23 protein-coding genes are annotated in these 22885 nt (G+C 69.0%); 5 read left to right on the top strand and 18 right to left on the bottom strand.

Going from position 1 to position 22885, the window contains the following annotated elements:
• Positions 1-4 precede the first annotated feature (4 nt).
• The 13 genes from miaB to dapA form a co-directional block, all read right to left on the bottom strand.
• Positions 5-1684: a tRNA (N6-isopentenyl adenosine(37)-C2)-methylthiotransferase MiaB gene (gene miaB, locus ACU5E9_RS19725; protein ID WP_456811577.1), complete on the bottom strand. Its 1680-nt coding sequence runs from the start codon at positions 1682-1684 to the stop codon at positions 5-7.
• 63 nt (positions 1685-1747) lie between these two features.
• A complete protein-coding gene (locus ACU5E9_RS19720) occupies positions 1748-2368 on the bottom strand; it encodes a regulatory protein RecX (protein ID WP_456811576.1) in 621 nt (206 codons plus the stop codon).
• 5 nt (positions 2369-2373) lie between these two features.
• On the bottom strand, positions 2374-3516 hold the full coding sequence (gene recA / locus ACU5E9_RS19715; RefSeq protein ID WP_456811575.1) for a recombinase RecA: 1143 nt from the start codon (positions 3514-3516) through the stop codon (positions 2374-2376).
• Positions 3517-3853: 337 nt separating this feature from the next.
• Positions 3854-4075 (bottom strand): DUF3046 domain-containing protein, encoded by a 222-nt coding sequence (locus ACU5E9_RS19710; protein WP_456811574.1) that lies wholly within the window; start codon positions 4073-4075, stop codon positions 3854-3856.
• Between the two features lie 52 nt (positions 4076-4127).
• The gene (locus tag ACU5E9_RS19705) at positions 4128-4436 is read right to left on the bottom strand and encodes a helix-turn-helix domain-containing protein (RefSeq protein WP_066594354.1); all 309 of its coding nucleotides are present in this window, start codon (positions 4434-4436) and stop codon (positions 4128-4130) included.
• Between the two features lie 166 nt (positions 4437-4602).
• Positions 4603-5118: a CinA family protein gene (locus tag ACU5E9_RS19700; protein ID WP_456811573.1), complete on the bottom strand. Its 516-nt coding sequence runs from the start codon at positions 5116-5118 to the stop codon at positions 4603-4605.
• 1 nt (position 5119) lies between these two features.
• The gene (gene pgsA, locus ACU5E9_RS19695) at positions 5120-5719 is read right to left on the bottom strand and encodes a CDP-diacylglycerol--glycerol-3-phosphate 3-phosphatidyltransferase (RefSeq protein WP_456811572.1); all 600 of its coding nucleotides are present in this window, start codon (positions 5717-5719) and stop codon (positions 5120-5122) included.
• 4 nt (positions 5720-5723) lie between these two features.
• On the bottom strand, positions 5724-8633 hold the full coding sequence (locus tag ACU5E9_RS19690) for a DNA translocase FtsK 4TM domain-containing protein (protein WP_456811571.1): 2910 nt from the start codon (positions 8631-8633) through the stop codon (positions 5724-5726).
• Positions 8634-8720: 87 nt separating this feature from the next.
• Positions 8721-9947 (bottom strand): ABC transporter permease, encoded by a 1227-nt coding sequence (locus ACU5E9_RS19685; protein ID WP_456811570.1) that lies wholly within the window; start codon positions 9945-9947, stop codon positions 8721-8723.
• Positions 9944-10678, bottom strand: coding sequence for an ABC transporter ATP-binding protein (locus ACU5E9_RS19680; protein WP_456811569.1), 735 nt, complete (start codon positions 10676-10678; stop codon positions 9944-9946). Before ACU5E9_RS19680 ends, ACU5E9_RS19685 begins: the two co-directional genes overlap by 4 nt.
• A complete protein-coding gene (locus ACU5E9_RS19675) occupies positions 10675-11715 on the bottom strand; it encodes an efflux RND transporter periplasmic adaptor subunit (protein WP_456811568.1) in 1041 nt (346 codons plus the stop codon). Before ACU5E9_RS19675 ends, ACU5E9_RS19680 begins: the two co-directional genes overlap by 4 nt.
• A 208-nt stretch (positions 11716-11923) precedes the next feature.
• Positions 11924-13600: a ribonuclease J gene (locus tag ACU5E9_RS19670; RefSeq protein ID WP_456811567.1), complete on the bottom strand. Its 1677-nt coding sequence runs from the start codon at positions 13598-13600 to the stop codon at positions 11924-11926.
• Positions 13601-13662: 62 nt separating this feature from the next.
• Positions 13663-14640, bottom strand: a complete 978-nt coding sequence (dapA, locus tag ACU5E9_RS19665) for a 4-hydroxy-tetrahydrodipicolinate synthase (protein ID WP_456811566.1) — start codon at positions 14638-14640, stop codon at positions 13663-13665.
• Between the two features lie 168 nt (positions 14641-14808).
• Here dapA and ACU5E9_RS19660 point away from each other — a divergent pair, with 168 nt between their 5' ends.
• The 4 genes from ACU5E9_RS19660 (at position 14809) to ACU5E9_RS19645 (ending at position 17196) form a co-directional block, all read left to right on the top strand.
• Positions 14809-15249 (top strand): TlpA family protein disulfide reductase, encoded by a 441-nt coding sequence (locus ACU5E9_RS19660; RefSeq protein WP_456811565.1) that lies wholly within the window; start codon positions 14809-14811, stop codon positions 15247-15249.
• Positions 15250-15276: 27 nt separating this feature from the next.
• Positions 15277-15762 (top strand): DUF4395 domain-containing protein, encoded by a 486-nt coding sequence (locus tag ACU5E9_RS19655; RefSeq protein ID WP_456811564.1) that lies wholly within the window; start codon positions 15277-15279, stop codon positions 15760-15762.
• A 104-nt stretch (positions 15763-15866) separates the two neighbouring features.
• The gene (locus ACU5E9_RS19650) at positions 15867-16292 is read left to right on the top strand and encodes an OsmC family peroxiredoxin (RefSeq protein ID WP_456811563.1); all 426 of its coding nucleotides are present in this window, start codon (positions 15867-15869) and stop codon (positions 16290-16292) included.
• A gap of 19 nt (positions 16293-16311) precedes the next feature.
• Positions 16312-17196 carry a TIGR01777 family oxidoreductase gene (locus tag ACU5E9_RS19645; protein ID WP_456811562.1) on the top strand — a complete coding sequence of 295 codons (885 nt, stop codon included), beginning with the start codon at positions 16312-16314 and terminating at the stop codon, positions 17194-17196.
• A 145-nt stretch (positions 17197-17341) separates the two neighbouring features.
• On the opposite strand, the gene ACU5E9_RS19640 is transcribed toward ACU5E9_RS19645, so the two are convergent.
• Together ACU5E9_RS19640 and dapB are read right to left on the bottom strand one after the other, a co-directional pair.
• Complete coding sequence (locus ACU5E9_RS19640) at positions 17342-17785, bottom strand: tetratricopeptide repeat protein (protein WP_456811561.1); 444 nt, start codon at positions 17783-17785, stop codon at positions 17342-17344.
• Positions 17782-18591: a 4-hydroxy-tetrahydrodipicolinate reductase gene (gene dapB, locus ACU5E9_RS19635; protein WP_456811560.1), complete on the bottom strand. Its 810-nt coding sequence runs from the start codon at positions 18589-18591 to the stop codon at positions 17782-17784. Before dapB ends, ACU5E9_RS19640 begins: the two co-directional genes overlap by 4 nt.
• Before the next feature lie 59 nt (positions 18592-18650).
• Here dapB and ACU5E9_RS19630 point away from each other — a divergent pair, with 59 nt between their 5' ends.
• On the top strand, positions 18651-19133 hold the full coding sequence (locus ACU5E9_RS19630; protein WP_456811559.1) for a GNAT family N-acetyltransferase: 483 nt from the start codon (positions 18651-18653) through the stop codon (positions 19131-19133).
• 169 nt (positions 19134-19302) lie between these two features.
• Here the strand turns inward: ACU5E9_RS19630 and ACU5E9_RS19625 are convergent, their stop codons facing one another.
• From ACU5E9_RS19625 to ACU5E9_RS19615, 3 genes are all read right to left on the bottom strand, one after another.
• Complete coding sequence (locus ACU5E9_RS19625; protein ID WP_456811558.1) at positions 19303-19905, bottom strand: histidine phosphatase family protein; 603 nt, start codon at positions 19903-19905, stop codon at positions 19303-19305.
• 67 nt (positions 19906-19972) lie between these two features.
• The gene (locus ACU5E9_RS19620) at positions 19973-21340 is read right to left on the bottom strand and encodes a M16 family metallopeptidase (protein WP_456811557.1); all 1368 of its coding nucleotides are present in this window, start codon (positions 21338-21340) and stop codon (positions 19973-19975) included.
• 271 nt (positions 21341-21611) lie between these two features.
• Complete coding sequence (locus ACU5E9_RS19615) at positions 21612-22721, bottom strand: aldo/keto reductase (protein ID WP_456811556.1); 1110 nt, start codon at positions 22719-22721, stop codon at positions 21612-21614.
• Between the last annotated feature and the right edge of the window lie 164 nt (positions 22722-22885).

Below are 22885 nucleotides of genomic sequence, written 5' to 3'. Positions count from 1 at the left end.
GCGGTTAGCGTTCCTGGTCGTCGACCGGGTAGATCGGGATGGTCGTCGCGCCGCCGTGCTGGCTGAGGTTGGTGAGGTTCAGCGCGGCGGGGCTGCCCACCCGCAGGGTCGGCAGTCCGAGGGAGACGGCGCTGCCGGCGCCGGCCGGGGTGGGCACGCCGCAGGAGTCGGCCTGGTCGCGGTCCCAGGCGTCGCCGGCGATGGTGCGGCGGATGCGCAGCGGGGCGCCGTCGAGGGAGTCGGCGATGAGGTGGAACGGGGCGGCCTGGGTGACCGTGACGGTGACCATGTCGCCGGGGCGGGGCAGGTCGCTGCCGGCGGGCACGTCGAAGTGCACCAGGCGGCTGTCGGGCGCGCGGCCGCTGAGCCGGTGGGTGTCGGCGTCCTTGCGGCCCTCGCCGTTGGCCACGAGGAGTTCGACCTCGCGGCCGATGACCTTGCGGTTCTCCTCCCAGGAGATGCGCTCCTGCAGGGCGATGAGGCGCTCGTAGCGGTCCTGCACGATGGCCTTGGGCACCTGGTCGGGCATGGTGGCGGCGGGGGTGCCCGGGCGGATGGAGTACTGGAAGGTGAACGCGGTGGCGAACCGGGACTCTTCGACGACCCGCATGGTCTCGAGGAAGTCCTCCTCGGTCTCACCGGGGAAGCCGACGATGATGTCGGTGCTGATCGCGGCGTCGGGCATCTGCGCCCGCACCCGCTCGAGGATGCCGAGGAACTTGGTGGACCGGTAGGACCGGCGCATGGCCTTGAGCACCCGGTCGGAGCCGGACTGCAACGGCATGTGCAGCTGCGGCATCACGGCGGGGGTCTCCGCCATGGCGTCGATGACGTCATCGGTGAACGCGGCCGGGTGCGGGCTGGTGAAGCGGATACGCTCCAGGCCCTTGATCTGCCCGGCGGCGCGCAGCAGCTTGCCGAACGCGAGCCGGTCGCCGAATTCGACACCGTAGGAGTTCACGTTCTGGCCGAGCAGGGTGACCTCGATTGCGCCGTCGTCGACGATGGCCTGGATCTCGGCGAGGATCTCGCCGGGGCGGCGGTCCTTCTCCTTGCCGCGGAGCGCCGGCACGATGCAGAAGGTGCAGGTGTTGTTGCAGCCGACCGAGATCGACACCCAGCCGCTATAGCTTGAGTCCCGTTTGGTGGGGAGTGTGGAGGGGAAGGTCTCGAGGGATTCGAGGATCTCCAGCTGGGCCTCGCCGTTGTGGCGGGCACGCTCGAGCAGGCTCGGCAGGGATCCCATGTTGTGGGTGCCGAACACCACGTCGACCCAGGGCGCCTTGGCCAGGATGGTGGCCTTGTCCTTCTGGGCGAGGCAGCCGCCGACGGCGATCTGCATGCCGGCGTGCTTGCGTTTGACCGAGGCGAGGTAGCCGAGGTTGCCGTAGAGCTTGTTGTCGGCGTTCTCCCGCACCGCGCAGGTGTTGATCACGACGATGTCGGCTTCTTCGCCTTGCGCCGAGACGTAACCGGCCGCCTCGAGCGAGCCACTGAGACGTTCGGAGTCGTGCACGTTCATCTGGCAGCCGAAGGTGCGCACCTCGTAGGTGCGGGCGCGGCCCTCGTCATCTCGTGCCGCCGAGGACGGTGCGATCACGGTCGTCGTGTGCGGCGACGGGTCGGTGGCCGTCGGGCTTGTTGACGGCGGGGTGGCGAGGGATGGTGCGGTGACGCTGCTCATAGTTCCCTCAGCTTACGCGTGCGCGGGCCCGCTGTTCCCAGCGGGCCCGCCTGGCCGGTGAACTCAGCGGAACCGGACCGTGGAGGCCTTGCCGGAGCCACGCCGGGACGCCAGGGCGGCCTTGACGGCGCCGCGCACCACCGAGGAGGCGTAGCCCTTGCGCATCAGGAATCCGGTGAGCCGCCGATCGATGGTGGCATCGTCGAACCGGTCGAGCTGTCCGACGCGTTTGAGCGCCAGCTCGGTCGCCCGCTCCGCCTCGTCATCCGGCATCTCCTCGAGCTTCTCGGCGATCAGTTCGGCGTCGAGCCCACGCTGGCGCATCTCGGCGGCGACGCCGCTGCGCCCCAGCCCCTTGCGCTCGTGATGACTGTGCATGATCTGGTCGGCGAGTTTCTCTTCGTCGAGGTAGTGCAGTTCGGCGAAGCGTTCGAGGATCTCGTGCACCGCCTCCTCGTCGATGTCGGTGGACCGCAACAGCTTCTCGGCCTCCACCGCCGAGAGGGACCGGCCGCGCAGACGCTGCAGGAGCATCTTCTCCGCGCGGTCGCGCTCGTCGGCCGCCTCGTCTGCGGCGTCATCGGCCTGCTCGGCAGGGCTCGCGCCGGGCAGGTAGGTCACCGGCGCCAGGGCGTCGCCGGCGGCCTTACCGCCCTTAGCGGATGAGGGTTCGAAGTGAACCATGGTCGTTAGGCGCCCTTGCGTGCGGCGGCCTTGGACGCGATCGAGTTGACCTTGGCGCCGTCGGTGCCCGTGGCCGCACCGGAGGCCGCGGCCTCAGCAGCGGCTGCGGCCGTGGCAGCGTCATCGGTGGCCTTCTTGGCGGCCTTGCCCTCAGCCCCGACACCGAGCTTGTTCTTGATCTTGGTTTCGATCTCGTTGGCCATGTCGGCGTTGCGGAGCAGGAAGTTGCGCGAGTTCTCCTTGCCCTGGCCGAGCTGGTCACCGTCGTAGGTGTACCAGGCGCCGGACTTCTTGACGATGCCCTGGTCGACACCGAAGTCGATCAGGCTGCCCTCGCGGGAGATGCCGACGCCGTAGATGATGTCGAACTCGGCCTGCTTGAAGGGCGGCGCCATCTTGTTCTTGACGACCTTGACCCTGGTGCGGTTACCGACGGCCTCAGTGCCGTCCTTGAGGGTCTCGATGCGGCGGATGTCCAGGCGCACCGAGGCGTAGAACTTCAGTGCCTTACCGCCGGCGGTGGTCTCCGGGCTGCCGAACATCACGCCGATCTTCTCGCGCAGCTGGTTGATGAAGATCATCGTGGTGTTGGTCTGGCTGAGGCCACCGGTGAGCTTGCGCAGCGCCTGCGACATCAGGCGGGCCTGCAGGCCGACGTGGGAGTCACCCATCTCACCCTCGATTTCCGCGCGCGGCACCAGGGCGGCGACGGAGTCGATCACGATCAGGTCGATCGAGCCGCTTCGCACGAGCATGTCGGCGATCTCGAGCGCCTGCTCACCGGTGTCGGGCTGGGACACCAGGAGGGCGTCGATGTCGACGCCGAGCTTCTTGGCGTATTCCGGGTCGAGGGCGTGCTCAGCATCGATGAACGCGGCGATGCCGCCGTTCTTCTGCGCGTTGGCGATGGCGTGCAGCGTGAGGGTGGTCTTACCCGAGGATTCCGGGCCGTAGATCTCCACGATGCGGCCACGGGGCAGCCCGCCTATGCCGAGCGCGACGTCCAGAGCGATCGACCCGGTGGAGATGGTCTCGACGGGGGCGCGCTCGTCGCTGCCGAGGCGCATGACCGAGCCCTTGCCGAACTGGCGGTCAATCTGGGCGAGGGCGGTGTCGAGTGCCTTCTCGCGGTCTGCTGCTGATGCCATGGTGTGCTCCTTTTGGTCGTGCGCGTGGCGCCTATAGGCTGTCGTTTCGATCAGCGGGAAGACCCCGGTGACCGCCCTCGACAAGGCAAGTGCGCGGTTGTCGTTGACGATTGCGACTGTACGCAGCACCACCGACACTGGCCGGTGGACGTTGCGACGGTGGACAATCCGTCTTCGACTACTACTGTGGAGGAGCCTACCAAGGACCGAACACGTATTCGACACAAGCATGGTGTGTCGGAAATCTTTCGGACTGATCTTCTTCGGCGGGTGAACGCAGAACGGCCCGGCTGGAGGGCCGGGCCGTTCAGGATCATGGTGTGCGGACTGCGCCGGGTCAGCTGCGGGCCGGCGGCAGTCCAGCCCCGTGCCGCCGGGCCGGGGGAACATCGGTCTCGGCGCAGAGGGCGAGCCAGACGTCGCGGGCGGGGACACCGCTCGCGAGTGCCTGGTCGGCCGTGCGACCCAGCGGACCCAGAACCAGGTCCCGGGTCAGCACCCGGCCGTAGCCTTCGCCGAACTCGTCTTTCAGGGCTTGGCGGAATTCGCTCAATCGCATCGTGAACTCACTGGATGGGAATGGCCGGGGTGGACCAGTCGGTGTGACCCGACTAGCGCACCATCATGCTGGCGTCGAACTTCGCAACCAGCTCGTCCGGCACGGTGTCGGGGAAACGATCGATTCCCTCGATGACGGCCAGCCGATCGCCGACCTCGCGCATGATGACAGAAATGGGGGTCTCCAACGCCTCTGCGACGGAAGCGAGAATCTCCGAAGAGGCTTCCTTCTGGCCACGCTCCACTTCGGACAGATAGCCAAGGGCCACACTGGCCTTGCTGGCAACCTGACGCAGCGTGCGCCCCTTCTGCAGGCGGAAGTCCCTGAGCACATCGCCGATTTCCTGACGAACAAGAATCATCGGAACCTCCTTCTTCGTGCTGTCTGAACTGCTGGGGCCCACTCAACCGGTCAGTTTCGTGTGGCGGATGGCCAACAGTACTCTATCCATCCGACACCTCGAGATTACCGAGGATGACTGGACTTTTCTTGTGAATATGTGTTCTGTAACCCGCCGGTAACACTAACTATTCCGCGTTCTCGGGCTTTCCGATTTCGATCAGCTGACACACAGCTTCGAGGGCGCGGGTGACGGCCTGCGCGCGGATGTCGCCGCGGTCGCCGGAGAGCGCCAACGGGATGGCCCAGGCCTGGTCGCGCTGGGACAGGCCGAGGTACACCGTGCCGGCGGGGTGGCCGTCCTGCGGGCCGGGTCCGGCAACCCCGGTGGTGGCGATGCCGATGCCGGCCGGGGAGCCGTTCACCGCCAGCGCGGACCGTACCCCGGCGGCCATCTGCCGGGCGACCTCGGGGTGCACGGGGCCGTGTTCGGCAAGGAGGGCCCCGTCCACGCCGAGCACGGTGTGCTTGATCGCGGTGTTGTACGCCACCACTCCCCCGTTGAGCACGACGGATGCGCCGGGGATGCGCACGATCTCGGCCACCAGCAGACCGCCGGTCAACGACTCGGCGACCGCGATGGTGAGGTTCCGTGCGGTGAGGGCGGCGACCAGCTCGGCCGCGGCATCCGGTGGCGCGGGCATGTCAGGCCTGGTTCGACTTCGCCTGCCGGTTCACCCGGCGGGCGGCGACAAGGTATTCGACGCCGGTGTAGACGGTGAGCACGAGGGCGATGGTCATCGTGATGGTGTTCACCCAGTGGATCCAGTCGCCCAGCACCAGCCAGAGCGGCAGCAGGGCCAGCGAAATGGCCACTGACTGCGCAATGGTCTTGAGCTTTCCGCCGCGGGAGGCGGGGATGACCCGGTCGCTGAGCATGGCGAAGCGGAACACGGTGATGCCGATCTCGCGCACGAGGATGAGGACGGTGACCCACCAGGGCAGCTCGGCGAGGATGGACAGCCCGATCAGGGCGGCGCCGGTGAGGATCTTGTCGGCGATCGGGTCGAGCAGCTTGCCGAGGTCGGTGACGAGGTTGTACCGGCGGGCGATGGCGCCGTCCACCCCGTCGGTGGCGATCGCGACGATGAACAGCACCGCGGCCCACCAGCGCAGGGCGCCGTCGGCCCCGTTGTCGGCCAGCAGCATCCAGAAGAACAGCGGTGCCAGCAGGATGCGGACGACGGTGATGATGTTCGGCAGGTTCCAGTTGGAGGTCGCGGCCGGTTCGCGCGGTGTGGCCATGAGGTCAGTCCCTGTCGGTGAGTTGCCAGGCGTCCTCGTCGGAGTCGCCGTCTTCCTCAGCGTACCCTTCGCTCATCTTCGCCACCGGGTCGTCGGCGTAGCGGGGATCGGGCGCGGCCTGCTCGTGCGACTGCTGCCGTTGGGACTCCTCGAACTGCGAGCGTGCGGTGGCGGCGTGGTGCTCGGCGTCGGAGCCGCGCAGCTTGGCCAGGACGCTCGGCAGCTGTTCGGCCGTGACGAGCACGTCGCGGGCCTTGGAGCCCTCGGACGGGCCGACAATCTCACGGGATTCGAGCAGGTCCATCAGGCGGCCGGCCTTGGCGAAGCCCACCCGGAGCTTGCGCTGCAGCATCGAGGTGGAACCGAACTGGGTGGAGACCACGAGTTCGGCGGCGGCGAGAAGCACCTCGAGGTCGTCGCCGATGTCGGAGTCGATCTCCTTGCGCGGCGCCTCGGCGGAGACGTCGGGCCGGTAGTCGGGCCGGGCCTGCTGGGTGACGTGCTTGACGACCTTCTCGATCTCGGCTTCGTTCACCCAGGCGCCCTGCACCCGGAGGGCCTTGGAGGCGCCCATCGGCAGGAACAGGGCATCGCCCTGGCCGATCAGCTTGTCGGCGCCGGGCTGGTCGAGGATGACCCTCGAGTCGGTGACGCTGGTCACGGCGAAGGCGAGCCGGGAGGGCACATTGGCCTTGATCAGGCCGGTGACGACGTCGACGCTGGGTCGCTGGGTGGCCAGCACCAGGTGGATGCCGGAGGCGCGGGCGAGCTGGGTGATGCGCACGATCGAGTCTTCGACGTCGCGCGGGGCGACCATCATGAGGTCGGCGAGCTCGTCGACGACCACGAGCAGGTACGGGTAGGGCTTGAGGGTACGGGCACTGCCGGCCGGGAGCACGATCTCGTCGTTCACGACGGCCTTGTTGAAGTCGTCGATGTGGCGGAAGCCGAAGCTGGCCAGGTCGTCGTACCGCATGTCCATCTCCTTCACGACCCACTGCAGCGCTTCCGCGGCTTTCTTGGGGTTCGTGATGATGGGGGTGATGAGGTGGGGCACGCCGGCGTAGGCGGCGAGCTCGACCCGCTTGGGGTCGATCAGCACCATGCGCACATCGCTGGGCTTGGCCCGCATCAGCAGGCTCGTGATCATCGAGTTCACGAAGCTGGACTTACCGGAACCGGTGGACCCGGCCACGAGCAGGTGGGGCATCTTGGCGAGGTTGGCGATGACGAAGCCACCGCCGACGTCCTTGCCCACGCCGATGGTCATCGGGTGGGTGCTGTTGGTGGCGGTGTTGGAGCGCAACACGTCACCGAGGGTGACGATCTCCCGGTCGGTGTTGGGGATCTCGATACCGATGGCGCTCTTGCCGGGGATCGGCGAGAGGATGCGCACCTCGTTGGAGGCGACGGCGTAGGACAGGTTCTTGCTCAGCGCGGTGACCCGCTCGACCTTGACGCCCGGGCCGAGTTCGATCTCGTACTGGGTGACGGTGGGGCCGCGGGAGAAACCGGTGACCCTGGCGTCGACGGAGAACTGCCCGAGCACGTCGGTGATGGACTTGACGACCTCGTCGTTGGCCGCCGACCGTGCCTTGGCGGGCGGACCGGCGGTGAGGGTCGTGGCGGAGGGCAGCACGTATGGCAGGTCAGGCCGCTCGCCGAAGCCGATCTCGGTCGCGGAGCGGTCGACGGCGGTTGCCGCTTCGTCGAGGTCGTCCAGGCCGGGCAGCTCATCGGTGAGGTCGGTAGGGTCGTCGGCGTGCAGGCCGGTGGAGCGGGGCACGGCCTCCACCTCGCCGGTGTAGCGCTTGATGGCCTCTTCGGCCTTGAGCAGGTCTTCGAGCACCTCGGTGCCGTAGTGGTCCTGGCCGCGCGGCACGGTCGGCTGGGCGGACTCGAGAGCGGTGTCGAACCCCCCGACGGCGGCATCCGGACCACGGTTGAGCAGGGTGCTGAGCGGGTCGGCGGCGGGCGGGTCGGCCTCGGTGTAGTCAGAGGAGACGGCGCTGGAGAAGTCGGGGTCCTCCTCGCGCTTGCTGGTGTTGCGGCGCCACCACGGCAGCACGCCGTCGTCGGTGTCGTCGTCCTGGGCGGGGTCGAGGCCGTCGAGTTCGATCTGCTTGGTCTTGAGGGCCTGGATGCGCTCTGTGCGGGCTTCCTTCGCGGCCTGGCGCTCCTCGGGGGCGGGCAGCGGGGCGCCGAAGAGCCAGGCGTAGAACTCCCGGCTGCGTTCGCCGATCTTGTTCGGCGGCGTCTTGGTGATGATGAAGAGGCTGAGGATCAGCAGCAGGATCACGACGATCGCGGCGCCGACGGTGGTGATCAGGAAGATCAGCGGGGCCGCGATCATCCAGCCGATGACGCCGCCGGAGAGGGCGAGTACCTCGATGCCCTCGCTGGGCGCGGGTTGGCCGGCGAAGATGTGGCACAGCCCGGAGACGGTGACCAGCAGCAGGGACAGGCCGATGCCGATGCGGCCGTTGTCGTGCACTGAGCTGGGGTTGCGGAACAACCAGACCGCGAAGAGCAGCATGATCACCGGGAGCGCGAAGGCCACTCGGCCGAAGAGGCCGCCGAAGCTCCAGGCGTCGAGGGTCTGCGCAATGGGGTCATTGATCAGGAACCACTCGATGACAGCGCCGGCGACGGAGAGGAGCACGAGGAAGAAGGGCAGGCCGTCCCTGCGCTCCTCCTTGGAGAGCTGCTCGGGGCCGAGCGCGCGCGCCGCGCCGCCGGCCACGTGGGCGAGGCCCATCCACATCCGCACCCCGAGGTTCGGCTTGGTCTCTGCCGCGGGGAACTTCACGGTTTTCTGGGAGGTGGTGCTGCCGGCCTTGGTGCGCGCGGTCGTTCCGGTGCCGCGCGCAGGCGTGCTGCGGGCACGCCCGGTCGACTTAGTGCTCGTAGCCATGTTCTCCACGGTACCGCCGGTGACCGACATCGGCGTGATCCCACGCCCAATTGCCCGCTCCGCTCCCCTGCCCGAAAGCGCGGACGGTCAATAGCGGATGGCGTCGATGACCTTGACGCGCACCGCCACCAGGGCCGGCAGCAGGCCGGCGAGGGCGCCGACCACGGTGGCGCAGGCCAGGCCGAGCAGCGCTGCCTCGACCGGGAACGGCGGGAAGTCGGTGACCATGCCCTGGCTGATGAACTCCTGCACGAACGGGTTGGTGACGATGAGCACCGCCCCGATCACGCCGACGATGCCGGCCACGACGGTGGCGACGATGCTCTCCATCATCACCGAGAAGAAGACCCGCCCGGCGGTGGCGCCGAAGCTGCGCCGCACGCCGATCTCACGGATGCGCTGCTTGAGGGTGACGAGCGCGATGTTGACCAGGCCAAGGGCGCCGAGGAGCAGTACCAGCCCGGCCACTCCCGCGACCAGGAGCTTGATCGACGCGAACGGGTCTTCGTTGTAGGCGGCGTAGTCCTGCCGGTTCAGTTGCACGTCGGTCGCGGCGCCGAGCGAGCTCGTGAAGTCGCGGGTGATGGCCGTGGTGAGGTCGTCGCTGGCCTCTGGCGGAACCCAGAGTTCGTAGTTGGGCATCAGCGCACCCATCTCGGCCTGTTCGGGCGGGGTGAGCCCGATCAGGGTGTCGGTGAGCAGGTACATGGCCGGCTCGGTCTCCCAGGTGCTCACCGGGTAGACCCCGGTGATGACGGCCGTGGTGGGCACCCCGCCGAGCAGCGTGGTGGTGGGATGCGTGGCCAGGTCGGGCTGGCCGAGCCGGTCGTAGAAGATCTGGTTGACGAGCACCGCCGGGGCCAGCCGGTCGGCGTCGTCGGGGGTGAACCAGGTTCCGTCGGTCAGTTTCACCCGGTGCATGGTGCCGTAGGGCTGGTCGACGCCGATCGCCGTCACGGGGGCGGCGCCATCCGTGAACTGCACGGTCTGGCTGGAGTAGAGCACCCGGCTGGCGTACTCGATGCCGTACCGGTCCAGGGTGGTGGACCAGAGGTCCTGCATCACATCCGGGTCGACGGGGGTGCCGTCCGCGGTGCCGACGTAGAGCGACAGGGTGGCCGACCGGCCACCGGCGCGCTCGTTCCCCTCCACGATGGACTGCTGGGCGACCGCGCCAAGGCCCACGACCGTGGTGATGGCGCAGACCGCGACGGCGACGCCGATGAGGGAGAGCATCACCCGCACCTTGTGGATGCGCAGTTCCTGCCACGCCTCGACGAAGGAGCCGACGATGTTGGTGAGCAGCCGGTTCATGCGGGCACCGCCGCGAGGACGCCGAGCGGCGCATCCGGTTCGGCGGAGGTGTCGGTGACGCTGAGCACGCCGTGGTCCAGGCGCAGGTGCCGGGTGGCCAGGGCCGCGATGGCGGGGTCGTGGGTGATGGTGACCAGGGCAGCGCCGGAACCGGTGGCCACCTCGTCGAGGAGGGCCATCACGTCGGCGCCGGTTTCCAGGTCGAGCGCGCCGGTGGGTTCGTCGGCGAGGATCAGCCGGGGACCGCGCACCAGCGAGCGGGCGATCGCCACCCGCTGCTGTTCGCCGCCGGAGAGCTTGTCTGGCATGGCGCCGAGCCGGTGGCCGAGGCCGACCCGTTCGAGCATCTCGGTGGCGATCCTGGCGCGCTGCCAGAACTGCTTGCCCTGCGCGTAGAGCAGCGGGGTCATCACGTTCTCCAGCGCGGTGCGGCCCTGGAGCAGGTTGAACTGCTGGAAGATGAAGCCGACGTCACGACCGCGGACCCGGTCCCGCTCCCCCGAGGAGAACGACTTCACCGGGCGACCGTCGAACTCGAGGTCGCCGCTGGTGGGGTTGTCGAGCAGGCCGAGCAGGTTGAGCAGGGTGGATTTGCCGGAACCGCTGCGCCCGACGATGGAGACCCGGTCCCCCACGGCCACATCGAGGTCGACACCGCTGAGGATGGTCAGCGGCGGAGCGTCGACGAGCTGCACGGTGCGGGTCACGCCCGCCAGGTGCAGCAGGGTCACTGGACCATCACCCCGGAGCCGTCGCAGACCGTGCTGCCGTCATCCAGGGTGGTGCAGCCGGCCATGGCGGGATCGACAGCGCCGGGCACGAACTGGTTGATCAGGTCGCCTTCCGCCAGTCCCTCGACGACCTGCACCGAGGTGCCGTCGTTCATGCCGAGGGTCACCGGGCGTTCTTCGGTGCTGCCGTCTTCCGTGACGAACCAGACGACGCCGGTTTCGGCGGAGCCCTTCACGGCGGTGGTGGGTACGACGAGCACGTTCTCGGCCTTGCCGCCGGCGATGGTGATCTGGGCGGCCAGGCCGGGGAAGACGGTGACCTCGGCGGGAATGGCGCAGCTGACGGTGGTGCCGGTTCCCCCGGTCGTCGAGCCGGTGTCGGACCCGGCGGCGTCGGCATCCGCGCCGGCCAGCGGGGTGGTGATGCGCAGGCCCGTGCAGGTGAACGGTGCCGGGCCATTGGTGATGGTGATGGAGGCCTCGGTCGGCTGGGTGACCAGGCGGTACTGCTGCTCGGGGCTGAGCGAGCCGCTCACCGAGTAGGTGGGCGGTGCGACCTGCCCGGTGATGTCACCGATGGCGACGGACTGGCCGTGGATGACGGTGAGCGCGCTGAGCACGCCGTCGGCCGGGGCGAACACCTTCTCGAACGTGATCGCGGGCTTGGGCTGGGTGATGGTGACCATCCCGGTCTCGTCCGTGGTCTCGACGGGGTCGAGCACGGTTTCGACCTTGATGTCGTAGATCTTGTCGCCGGCGGTGACGGTCTGACCGGCGGTGAAGAAGAGCTCGTCGACGGTGCCGATGGCCACTGCCTTGACCGGCACGGCGGTGTCGGCGGACACGGTGCCCGGCAGGGTCACGTCGTTGGTGATGGTGCCAAGGGCGACGGGAACCTGCGGTTCGACCACCTGGCCCGTGGGCTGCGCCGGGTCCTCCGCCTCGGCCGTGTCAGCGAAGAAGGCCAGTTTCACCAGCGCGACGGCGATGGCCGCGATGACCAGCAGGCGAAGAATGGGAAAGACCCACTTGCGCATTACATTCACGAATTCCCCCAGGTAATCGGTCGGCGTCCGTGACGCCGGCTGGCTCGAGCCTAGGGGCAGCGGTGCGCCGGCGGGAACCGGAATGCGGGCATCCGGCGCAATATCAGCCTGAAGGATGACCCCCCATTTCGGGCCGGCAACAGGACAGCCCCCGGCGCCGTGAGGCGGCCGGGGGCTGTCTGGTGCGGTGCGGGACCGGTTACGCCTCGATGATCATCGGGACGATCATCGGGCGACGACGGAACGACGCCTGCACCCAGCGGCCGACGGTACGGCGCACGACCTGCGTGAGCGCGTAGGTGTCGTGCGATCCGCTCTGGGCGGCCTCGACCAGGGCGGCCTCGATCTTGGGCCGCACGGAGTCGAAGACGGAGTCGTCTTCGGCGAAGCCCTTGGCGTGGATCTCCGGGCCGACGATGATCTTGCCGGTGGACTTGTCGACCACGACGATGATCGAGATGAAGCCCTCCTCCGACAGGGTGCGCCGGTCGACGAGGTCGGCCTCGGTGATCTCGCCGACGGTGGAACCGTCCACGTAGACATAGCCGAGGTCGAGCTGGCCGACCTTCTTGACGTCACCGTTGCGGAGGTCCAGCACGGTGCCGTCTTCGGCGAGGATCGCGCGCTCGACGGGGACACCGCTCTGCACGGCGAGCTTGGCGTTGGCCACCAGGTGGCGGTATTCGCCGTGCACGGGAAGCACGTTCTTCGGGCGCAGCACGTTGTAGACGTAGAGCAGCTCGCCGGCGGCGGCGTGTCCGGAGACGTGCACCTTGGCGTTGCCCTTGTGCACGACGTTGGCGCCGAGCTTGGTGAGGCCGTCGATGATGCGGTAAACCGCGTTCTCGTTGCCGGGGATCAGGCTGGAGGCCAGGATGACGGTGTCGCCGGGGCCGACCTCGATCTGGTGTTCGCTGTTGACGATGCGGCTGAGCACGGCCATCGGCTCACCCTGCGAGCCGGTGGACATGTAGACGATCTTGTTGTCCGGGATGTTCCCGGCCTTCTTGAAGTCGATCAGCACGCCGTCCGGCACCTTGAGGTAGCCGAGGTCGGCGGCGATGGTCATGTTGCGCACCATCGAACGGCCGAGCAGGGCCACGCGGCGGCCGTTGGCGTGCGCGGCATCCAGCACCTGCTGCACACGGTGCACGTGGCTGGAGAAGCTGGCGATGACCACGCGGCGCGGGGCGCGCGCGATGACGTCTTCGAGGACCGGGCCGATGGCGCGCTCGCTCGGCGTGAAGCCGGGAACGTCGGCGTTGGTGGAGTCGACCAGGAACAGGTCGATGCCCTCCTCGCCGAGGCGGGCGAAGTCGCGCAGGTCGGTGATGCGGTTGTCCAGCGGCAACTGGTCCATCTTGAAGTCACCGGTGTGCAGCACGCTGCCACCCTCGGTCTTGATCGCAACGGCGAGGGCGTCGGGGATGGAGTGGTTGACCGCGACGAATTCGAGGTTGAACGGGCCGAGGCGTTCCTTCTGGCCTTCCTTCACCTGCAGGGTGTAGGGAGTGATGCGGTGTTCCTTGAGCTTGGCCTCGATGAAGGCCAGCGTCAGGCCGGAGCCGATCAGCGGGATGTCCTGGCGCAGCTTGAGCAGGTACGGGACGGCGCCGATGTGGTCCTCGTGGCCGTGCGTGAGCACGACGCCGACGATGTCCTTCAGGCGATCCTTGATCGGGCTGAAGTCGGGCAGGATCAGGTCGACACCGGGCTGGTGCTCCTCGGGGAACAGCACACCGCAGTCGACGATCAGGATTTTGCCGTTGATCTCGAAGGTGGTCATGTTCCGGCCGATTTCGCCGAGTCCGCCGATGGGCGTGACACGGAGAGTCCCCTTGGGGAGCGCGGGCGGTGCGTATACGTCGTTGGGCATAAGCCCTCCTATTGTGGAATTGGTCGTGCTGAGGAATTGGTGATGCGTTTTTCTTAAAGCTTTTAGCGTGTGGTCCCGGCGACCTTGGGCAGCGCGCCACCAGCGGCGGCGTTGCGGTCTGGCCGGAAATTGGTGAAGTCGACGCCCGGGATGTTGCGGACCAGGTCGATTTCGTCTTCGATCATGGCGGCCTCGGATTCCTCCGGACCGACGAGGGGCAGGCGCACGCGCGGGCTGCCGATGCGGCCCAGTCCGTGCAGGATGTACTTGGCCGCGACGGTGCCGGGCACGTGGGTCATCACGGCGCGCACGAGCGGTTCCAGCTGCTGGTGCGCCAGGGTGGCGGCCTTGAGGTCGCCGGCGTTGACGGCATCCACCATCTGGCGGTACGGCGTGGCGGCGATGTTCGCCGTGACGCCGATCAGGCCGGTGGCGCCGATCGACAGGTGCGGGAGCACGTTGGGGTCGTCGCCGGAGAAGTAGAGCAGGTCGGTCTGGTTGAGCACCCGGCTCACCTGGGCGAGGTCGCCCTTGGCGTCTTTGACGGCGAGGATGTTCGGGTGCTTCGCGGCGCGCAGGATGGTCTCGTACATGATCGGGATGCCGGTGCGGCCGGGGATGTCGTACAGGATGACCGGCAGGTCGGTGGCATCCGCGATCATGCGGAAGTGCGTGAGCACGCCGGCCTGGGTGGGCTTGTTGTAATACGGGGTGACGATCATGTTGCCGTCGGCGCCGGCCTTCTCGCTCTGCCGGGCGAGCTGCATGGCGTGGGCGGTCTCGTTGGAGCCGCCGCCGGTGATGATCTTGGCCCGGCCGGCCGCGACGTCCTTGCCGACCTCGACCAGGCGGAGCTTCTCCGGGTCGGTGAGGGTGGAGGTTTCGCCGGTGGTGCCGGTGACGACGATGCCGTCCGCTCCGGCGGTGATGACGTCGTCGATGTGCTTCTCCACACCGGCCCAGTCCACCTCCCCATCAGCCGTGAATGGTGTCACCAGGGCGACGAGGACCTGCCCGAACGGGTTGAAAGGAGTAGACACGGTTTACAGGTTATCGTCTGCAGCGCCCTCGCGGGCCGCCTGCGTGGGTCTCGCGCGCGTTTAATGGCATGTCGGGGCCGTTCCCGGTGGCTGCACCGGCGGTGGAGCGGGGCGTCATCTGCCGTCACAGAGGGCAGGGGCGGGCTGGCCTGGCGTAGCCTCGCGTGCATGAATCCCGCCGCCGCCCTGCTCCTGATCGTGCTGCTGATCGCGGCTACGACCGGGCTCGGCCTGTTCTGGCGCCGCCGGCAGGGCCGGCTCACGGCCGGCTCGACCCGCGATGCCCTGGAGCCGGTGACCGCCGCCCAACTCGGCAGCACGGTGCCCCTCGGCCGGGAGGCGACGCTGCTGCAATTCTCCACCGAGTTCTGCGCCCGCTGCCCGGGCACCGCCGTTCTGCTGAGCGCCGTGGCGGATGCCCGCCCCGGTGTGAACCACCTGGACGTCGATCTCACCCACCGGGCCGACCTCTCCCGCCGGTTCAACATCCTGCAGACGCCCACCACGCTGGTGCTGGACGGCGACGGGCGCGTGCGCGCCCGGGTCGGCGGCGTGCCGAACCGGGCCGAACTGCACGCGCACCTCGACGACCTCACCCGTAGCGCGTAACCGTTCACGACCCAAAGGCAGGCCCCGATGACCCAGGCACCCGTTCCCTCTCCGAAGCCAACCGGCATCGACCCGCGCGGCCCCCGCTTCGGCGCGGCCGTCACCGCGGTGGTGCTGCTCGCGGTGATCTTCCTCGCCCTCGTCGGTGCGTCGGGCGCGGCGCTCGTGCTGCTCGGCCTGCAAACCCTGGTCTTCGCCTGGGGCACCTTCGCGGGCATCGCCCGGCATCCGTACGGCCTGCTCTACAAGGCCCTGGTGCGCCCGCGGCTCGGCCCGCCGGCCGCGCTCGAAGAACCCGCCCCGCCCACCTTCGCCCAGGGCGTCGGCCTCGCGGTCGCACTGACGGGCGTGCTGCTCGGCCTGGCGGGCGTGCCCGTCGGAGTGCCGATCGCGGCCGCGGCCGCGTTCGTCGCCGCATTCCTGAACGCGGCGTTCAACTACTGCCTTGGCTGCCAGTTGTACCTGCTCCTCGTCCGGGCGCGGGTGCTGGGCCGCGGACCGGCCTCCGCCTGAACCGGTCGGCCGGCGCGGTGAGCCTGCGTATCGGCCGATAATTCCCTGGGAACGATCCAGGCCCGCCGGTTAGGCTGGTGGTCCACTTTCCAGGAGGTAACACCATGGCCCTGACCAGCGAAGCAACCACCGTATGGACCGGCGACCTGATGACAGGCTCGGGCACGGTCACTCTCGATTCCTCGCACGCCGGCTCCTTCCCGGTGAACTGGAAGGCCAGGGCCGAGGGCGCCGCGAACACGACCAACCCCGAGGAGCTCCTGGGCGCCGCGCACGCCTCCTGCTTCTCGATGGCGCTGGCCAACATCCTCTCCGGTGCCGGCCACACGCCGACCAGCATCCAGACCACCGCGGCGGTCACCTTCGTTGCAGGCACCGGCGTCACCGGCAGCCACCTGCTGGTGAGCGCCAGCGTTCCCGGCATCACCGAAGACGAGTTCGAGGCCTTCGCCGAGGACGCCAAGGTGAACTGCCCGATCTCGCAGGCCCTGACCGGTATCCCGATCACCATCGAAGCCGAACTGGCCTGAGCGGGACCCGGCTATCACCGTGCGCGTTCTCATTTCTGGAGCCTCCGGGCTGGTCGGCAGCGAGCTGCGCCGCCAACTGGAGGCCGCAGGCCATAGTGTCGTGCGCCTCGTCCGGCGCCCGGCGCGAAGCTCCGCCGAGGTGCGCTGGGATCCGGCGACCCTGAGCCTGGACCCCGCGGCGTTCGACGGCATCGACGCCGTGGTCAACCTGTCCGGCGCATCCATCGGGCACTTGCCGTGGACCACGGCGTACCGGCGCCAGATCATGGAGTCCCGGGTGCAGGCCACCCGCACGCTCACCGACGCGATGCGGCGTGCCGCAACGCCGCCGGCCGTGCTGCTCAATGCCTCGGCGGTCGGCGTCTACGGCAACCGACCCGGTGAGGAACTCACCGAGGACTCCGCCCCCGGAACTGACTTCCTCGCCACCGTCGTGACGGCGTGGGAGGCAGAGGCCAGTCTCGCGCCCGCATCCACCCGGGTGGTGATGCTGCGCACCGGCCTGGTGCTCGCCAAGGGCGGCGCGCTGAAGCCGCTCATGCCGATCGTGAAGCTCGGCCTCGGCGGGCCGCTCGGCCGCGGGTCGCAGACCTGGCCGTGGGTGAGCCTGCACGACGAGGCTGCGGCGATCGTGCACCTGCTCACCTCCGAGCTGAGCGGTCCGGTGAACCTCACCGGTCCCACCCCGGCCACCGCGAACGACGTGATCAAGGCCGTCGCGGCGGCGCTGCGCCGGCCGTTCCTCGTGCCGGTGCCGGAGAAGGTGCTCACGCTCGCCCTGCAGGACGCCGCCCGGCAACTGCTGCTCGCCGACCAGCGAGTGAGTTCGGCGAAGCTGCAGGCGGACGGGTTCACCTTCACCCACCGCACGGCCGCCGAAGCCGTGACCTGGATGCTGCGCTAGCTCACCCAGGGCCCGCGCTTCCCCCAGCGCGCGTCCGGCGCACCCGCGCACCTCCCCGAGGGGTGCTGCGCGGGCTGCGCGGGCTGCGCGGGTCGCGCGCCACCGCGCCGGGCACGGTCCGGCCGGGGATGCGCACCGGGAAGCGTTACGAGGCGGACTTCTCCAGCGACATCGCGGTGCGGAGCGCGCCGCGGGCGCGGCGGCGGTCGCCGGATGCGTCGTAGGCCAGGCCTAGACGGAACCAGGCCCGCCAGTCCTCCGGCGCCGCATCCACGGCCTCACGGTACTCGGGGAACTGCGCATCGGCGGCGTCCCGGTACGGTCGCCCGCTCGGCCGGCTGGGCAGGTCGTTGACGGGCAGGGCACCCTCGGCGTCGAGCTGCTTGACCAGGCGTTCGCACCGGGCGCCGAACATGATCTCGCGCACCAGCGCCCACGCGCCGATGATGGGCAGCACGATGAGCGCGATGCCGATGACGATGCCGACCGGGTCGCCGCTCTGCACGAAGAGCACGGCGCGCCAGCCGACGAGCACCAGGTAGAACACCAGCAGGACGGCCATCACGACGACGGCGATGCGACCCTTCATTCGCCGGGCTCCATTTCGGCCTCTTCCGGCCGGGCCGGCGGAACCGCCGGGGCCGGATCCGCGGGCGCAGCCGTCAGGCCGAGGTCGATGAGCTGGTCGAGGCCTACCGTCACGCCCACGCAGTCGCGGGCGGCGGCCAGCGCCACGAGGATCCCGCGTTCGTAGGCATCCGCCGAGAGGGTGTTGTGGGTGATCGTGAGGGTCTCCCCCGAGCCCCCGAAGATCACGTCCTGGCGGGCCAACACCCCGGCCAGCCGCAGGCTGTGCACGGGAACCGTGGCCACCTGCTGGCCGCGTGCGCGCTGGTCGACGTGCGGGGCAGCGACGGGGCCGAGGCCGGCGCGGGCGGCAGCCATCAGCTCCGCGGTGCGCACCGCGGTTCCGGACGGGGAGTCGACCTTGCTGGACTGGTGCGCCTCGATGATCTCGACGGAGTCGAAGAACCGGGCCGCGAGGGCCGCGAAGGCAGTACCGAGAACCGAGCCGAGCGAGAAGTTCGGGATGATCACGGCGCCGACGTCGGTGCGGCCCTTGAGCTTGTGACCAAGGGCGTCGATGCGGGCCTGGGACCAACCCGAGGTGCCCACGAGCACCCGGATGCCGTTGTCGACGGCAAAGTCGACCACGCCCTGGCTGACCGACGGCACAGTGAGGTCCACCGCGACATCCGCGCCGAGCATCTCGGACAGGTCGCTGGTGGAATCGAGCCGGGCAACCACGTCGTAGTCCGGGGTCTTGTCGATCAGCTCGCTAACCAGACGCCCCATTTTGCCTGTCGCGCCGATGACGGCCACCCGTGTTGTCATACAGCCAATCTACCAAGCGGGACGGTTGCCACCTGCGCCGGGGCACGTAGCCTGAGTGCATGCCAGAATTCACCCCGGTCTCCGTGACCGACGCCGGCTCGATCACCCTGCTCACCCAGTACTTCAGCGATCGCGCCTCCACCTTCCCCAACGCCGGTGGTTACCGCACGACTTTTCCCACCGCCGAGCAGTTCGTGCCGCCGCGCGGCCAGTTCCTGCTCGTGAGCGAGGACCCCGACTCCCGTACCTTCGTGGGCTGCGGCGGCATCCGGCGCATCGACGACGGGGCGGATGGCGCGGTGCGGTTCGAGGCCAAGCACCTCTGGCTGCAGCCGCAGGTGCGCGGCCGCGGCTGGGGCAGCCTGCTCCTGGCCGAACTCGAAAGGCGGGCGAAGGACTTCGGCGCCACCGAGATGGTGCTCGACACGAACTCGAGCCTCGAGGCCGCCGGCGCGCTCTACCAGCGCTCCGGCTACGAGGACGTTCCGCCCTACAACGACAACCCGAACGCCACGAACTGGTACCGCAAGGCGCTCGCCTGACCTCTCCGCCGACGGTTCACCCGGGTCCGAGCAGACCGGACCGGACCCGACCCGACCCGGCATCCGGGGCATAACTCCTGCAATTTCTCTTCCGGTGGCCAACGGATGCCGGAATCACGCGGGTGCGCGGCCTCGCCGGGAGAATCTGCAGGAGTTATGCCCGTGCGGGTCAGAACAGCAGCGGCTCGGGCAGCCCGGTGCGCAGCTCCACCGGCAGGTGGCCGAGGTCGTTGTGGGTAACGAGCGACCACGGGCGGCCGGGCTTCTGCTGCAGCACGGTGAGGCCGCAGTTCGCCTGGTTGATGCTGATCCAGCGCCAATCCGGCGCACCGAGCACCTCACGTACGAACCAGCCGATCACGAAGTTGTGGGTGATCAGCAGGTCGTGCCGGGGGCCGCGCTGCGGGTGCAGGAACTCCGCGGCGGCGTCTTCCATCTGGGCCCGACCGGCATCGATCTGCGCGTCGCTGACGGAATTGAAGAACGGCGAGTAGGACTTGGGCATCTCCGGTGCCCGGCCGGTGGGGATGCAGTCGAACAGGAGCGGTGACGCCACCGGGGTGAGCGAGGGCAGCCGCTCGGCGATGATCGCCGCGGTCTCGGCGGCGCGCTGCAGCGGGGAGTGCCAGGCCCCGGTGAAGGGCACACCACCCAGGCGCTCGGCGATGAGGTGCGCCTGGCGCTTGCCGCGCGGCGACAGCGGGCCGTCGGGGAGGCCGTACTCGGCATCCTGTTGCTCACCGTGTCTGACGAGGTAGAGGTACTGGGGCATCTTCGCCCTTTCGATTGCTGTCGGTGGAGCGTCGAGCCGCGTCTGGGACCGGCGGGGAAAGTGCGGGTCAGCCCTGTGGGATCGGCGCGGCCACGCGTGGCACGATGCCGTCGAAGGCCGATTCGTCGAGGGCTCCGACGGCCGCGAGGGAGAACGGCCGGGACGCCATCTCGACGGCGAGCTGCTGCACGTCGTCCGCGGTGACCAGTGCGAGTCGCCGCAGCGCCTCGTCGAGGTCGACGAACTCGCCCAGGGTGATCTCGGAGCGCCCGAGCCTGGACATCCGGGTGTCTGAGTCCTCCAGGGCGAGGGCGGATGCGCCGGAGAGCTGACCGGAGGCCCGCTTCATCTCGTCGGCGGTGACGCCGTGCTCGGCCAGGCGGTGCAGTTCGTCGAGCATGATCTCGGCGACCTGACCGGCCTTGGCGGGCGTGCAGCCCGCGTACATGCCGAAAATGCCGGCGTCGGAGTAGCCGGGCGCGAAGGAGTAGACCGAGTAGGCCAGGCCGCGCTTCTCACGCACCTCCTGGAACAGGCGCGACGACATGCCACCGCCGAAGATGGAGGTGAGCACGTTCATCGCCACCCGGCGGTCATCGGCGGCGACGAGACCTGGCACGCCGATGAGCATGTTCGCCTGTTCGAGTGGGCGGTGCACCACCGAGACGGGCTGCCCCTGGCTGATCACCGCGGCAGTCCCTGAGCGGCGGCCCACGGGTGCGGCGCACTCGCTCAAGTCCCAGCCGGCCTGCAGCAGCGACCGGGTGACGGCGGCGACGAGCACGTCGTGGTCCACGGCGCCGGCCACGGTGACGACGAGGTCCTGCGGGCGGTAGTTGGCCCGGTAGTGCTCCCAGACGGCGTCCCGGCTGGCGGCGCGGATGGTGTCGGGGCTGCCGCCGATGGGGCGACCGAGCGGATGCGCACCCATGACGGCTTGGAAGAACCGTTCGTTGGCGACGTCCGACGGGTCGTCATCGGCCATCGCGAGTTCCTCGAGGATGACACCACGCTCGGTCTCGAACTCGGCAGGGTCCAGCAGCGACGAGGTGATCATGTCGGTGAGCACCTCAACGGCCATCGTCAGGTCCCGGTCCTGCACCTTGGCGTAGTAGCAGGTGTATTCCTTGGCGGTCATGGCGTTGTGCTCGCCGCCGACGGCGTCGAATGCGATGGCGATGTCGAGGGCCGTGCGCTGCTTCGTGCCCTTGAACAGCAGATGTTCGAGGAAGTGAGTCGAACCGAAGTGGCCGGGCTGTTCGTCACGGGAACCCACCGCCACCCAGTAACCGATGGTGAGGCTGCGACTGCCGGGCACCTGCTCGGTGACGATGCGTACGCCGCTGGGCAGTACGGTTCGCCTCACGAGGGACTCGCCAGCGGCCCGAAACGACAGTTCGGTCAGGTCAAGGGGAAATTCAACGGCGCCGTTCATATCTCCTCCACCTTACGACACGCGAGCGGTGCGGGGCCCGCGCTGGGGTGCCCGGGGCGACCGTCGGCCGCCCTATTGCCGATCTCACTGTCATGTTATGTTCTCGCTGTCGAAGGCCGGTGACCTCCCCCAAACATCGGGTTCGATTCCTCCCGCCGAACCGGGTATGTCCCATCCGAGCGTCCCTAGCGCTTGGAGAACCGACGGTGGCCGGTCATCCCACGAGTGGCCGGCCACCGCTCTGTCGGCCGGCGTTCCGGTCCGGCTCCGCTTACGCGGACACCCGGTCGAGGTCGACCATGTCGGCACGCCCCAATCGAACCGCGGCCGCGGCCACCAGGGCGTCCACCTGTTCCGGGCGGCTCGCGCTGGCCACCGGGGCCACCACGTCGTTGCGCGCCAGCAGCCAGGCCAGCGCGATGCTCGACGGCGCCACCCCGTGGTCCTCCGCGATCCGTTCCACCGTCGCGAGCACCTTGAGGCCGGTGCGGTTGAGGTAAGCGGATGCGCGCCCGGCGCGAACCGTGTCGGTGAGATCGGACTTGGAATGGTACTTGCCGGTGAGGAAGCCGTGAGCCAGCGCGAAGTAGGGCATTACCGCGACCCCCTGCGCGTGGGTGACCAGGGCCAGGGCGGATTCGAACGAGACCCGGTTCATCAGGTTGTACGGGGTCTCCACGGCGACGAAGCGGGGCAGCCCGTTGGCGGCGAGAACCCGCGCCTCCATCAGCCGTTCGGCGGTGAAGTTGGATGCGGCGAGATGGCGCACGGTCCCGCTGCGGATGAGCGTCTCCATCGCCCCGAGGCTTTCCTCCAGGGGCACGTCCAGGTCGTCGAAGTGGAAGTGCAGCAGGTCGATGTGGTCGGTGCCGAGCCGCTCGAGCGACGCGTGCACCGCGCCGACGATGCTCCGCGGCGACAGGCCAGGGTTGTCGCGGTTGCGGCCGATCTTGGTGGAGATGACGATGTCGTCCCGCACCCCGCGGGTGCGCATCCACGAGCCGATCAGGACCTCGCTGCGGCCGGCGGCGTAGCTGTCGGCGGTGTCGAGAAAGTTGCCGCCCAGCTCGTAGTGCCGGTCGAGGATCGCCATGGCGGTGTCGCCGTCCGTGGTCCAGCCGAAGACGCTGCAGCCCAGGGCCAGCGGATGCACGCTGAGGTCGGTATCCCCGATGACGCGACGGAGCGCGGTGGTCGGCGTGCGGCCGGACACGTGCACCGACTCGGCGTGCTGCACCTGCACGGGGCGGGTGTCGGGGTCGTCCGCGTGCGCCGGGGGCCGGCCGACGGGGGCGACCACGGGAATCGGTGCGGACTGACGGGCTCCGTCGTGGTGCGCTTCGCGGATGTCCTCCTCCGACCGCACTCCGTCTGCTGTCACGCCGCCCCTCAATGCCATCACCAACCGTCCTGCCTGCTGTCGCTGTTCCGCGCTAACCCGCATCTACAGCCGAGAATAACCCGATCCGCCTAATCCGCTGGGGGCGCGCGGTAAGCGTTACCGAAACGAGTGGATCCGGTGCCCGACGGGCCGCGATACCGGCG

This window comes from Cryobacterium sp. AP23, from assembly GCF_054075385.1.
The sequence above is the reverse complement of the archived record's forward strand: the minus strand, read 5'-3'. Positions and strand labels throughout refer to the sequence as shown.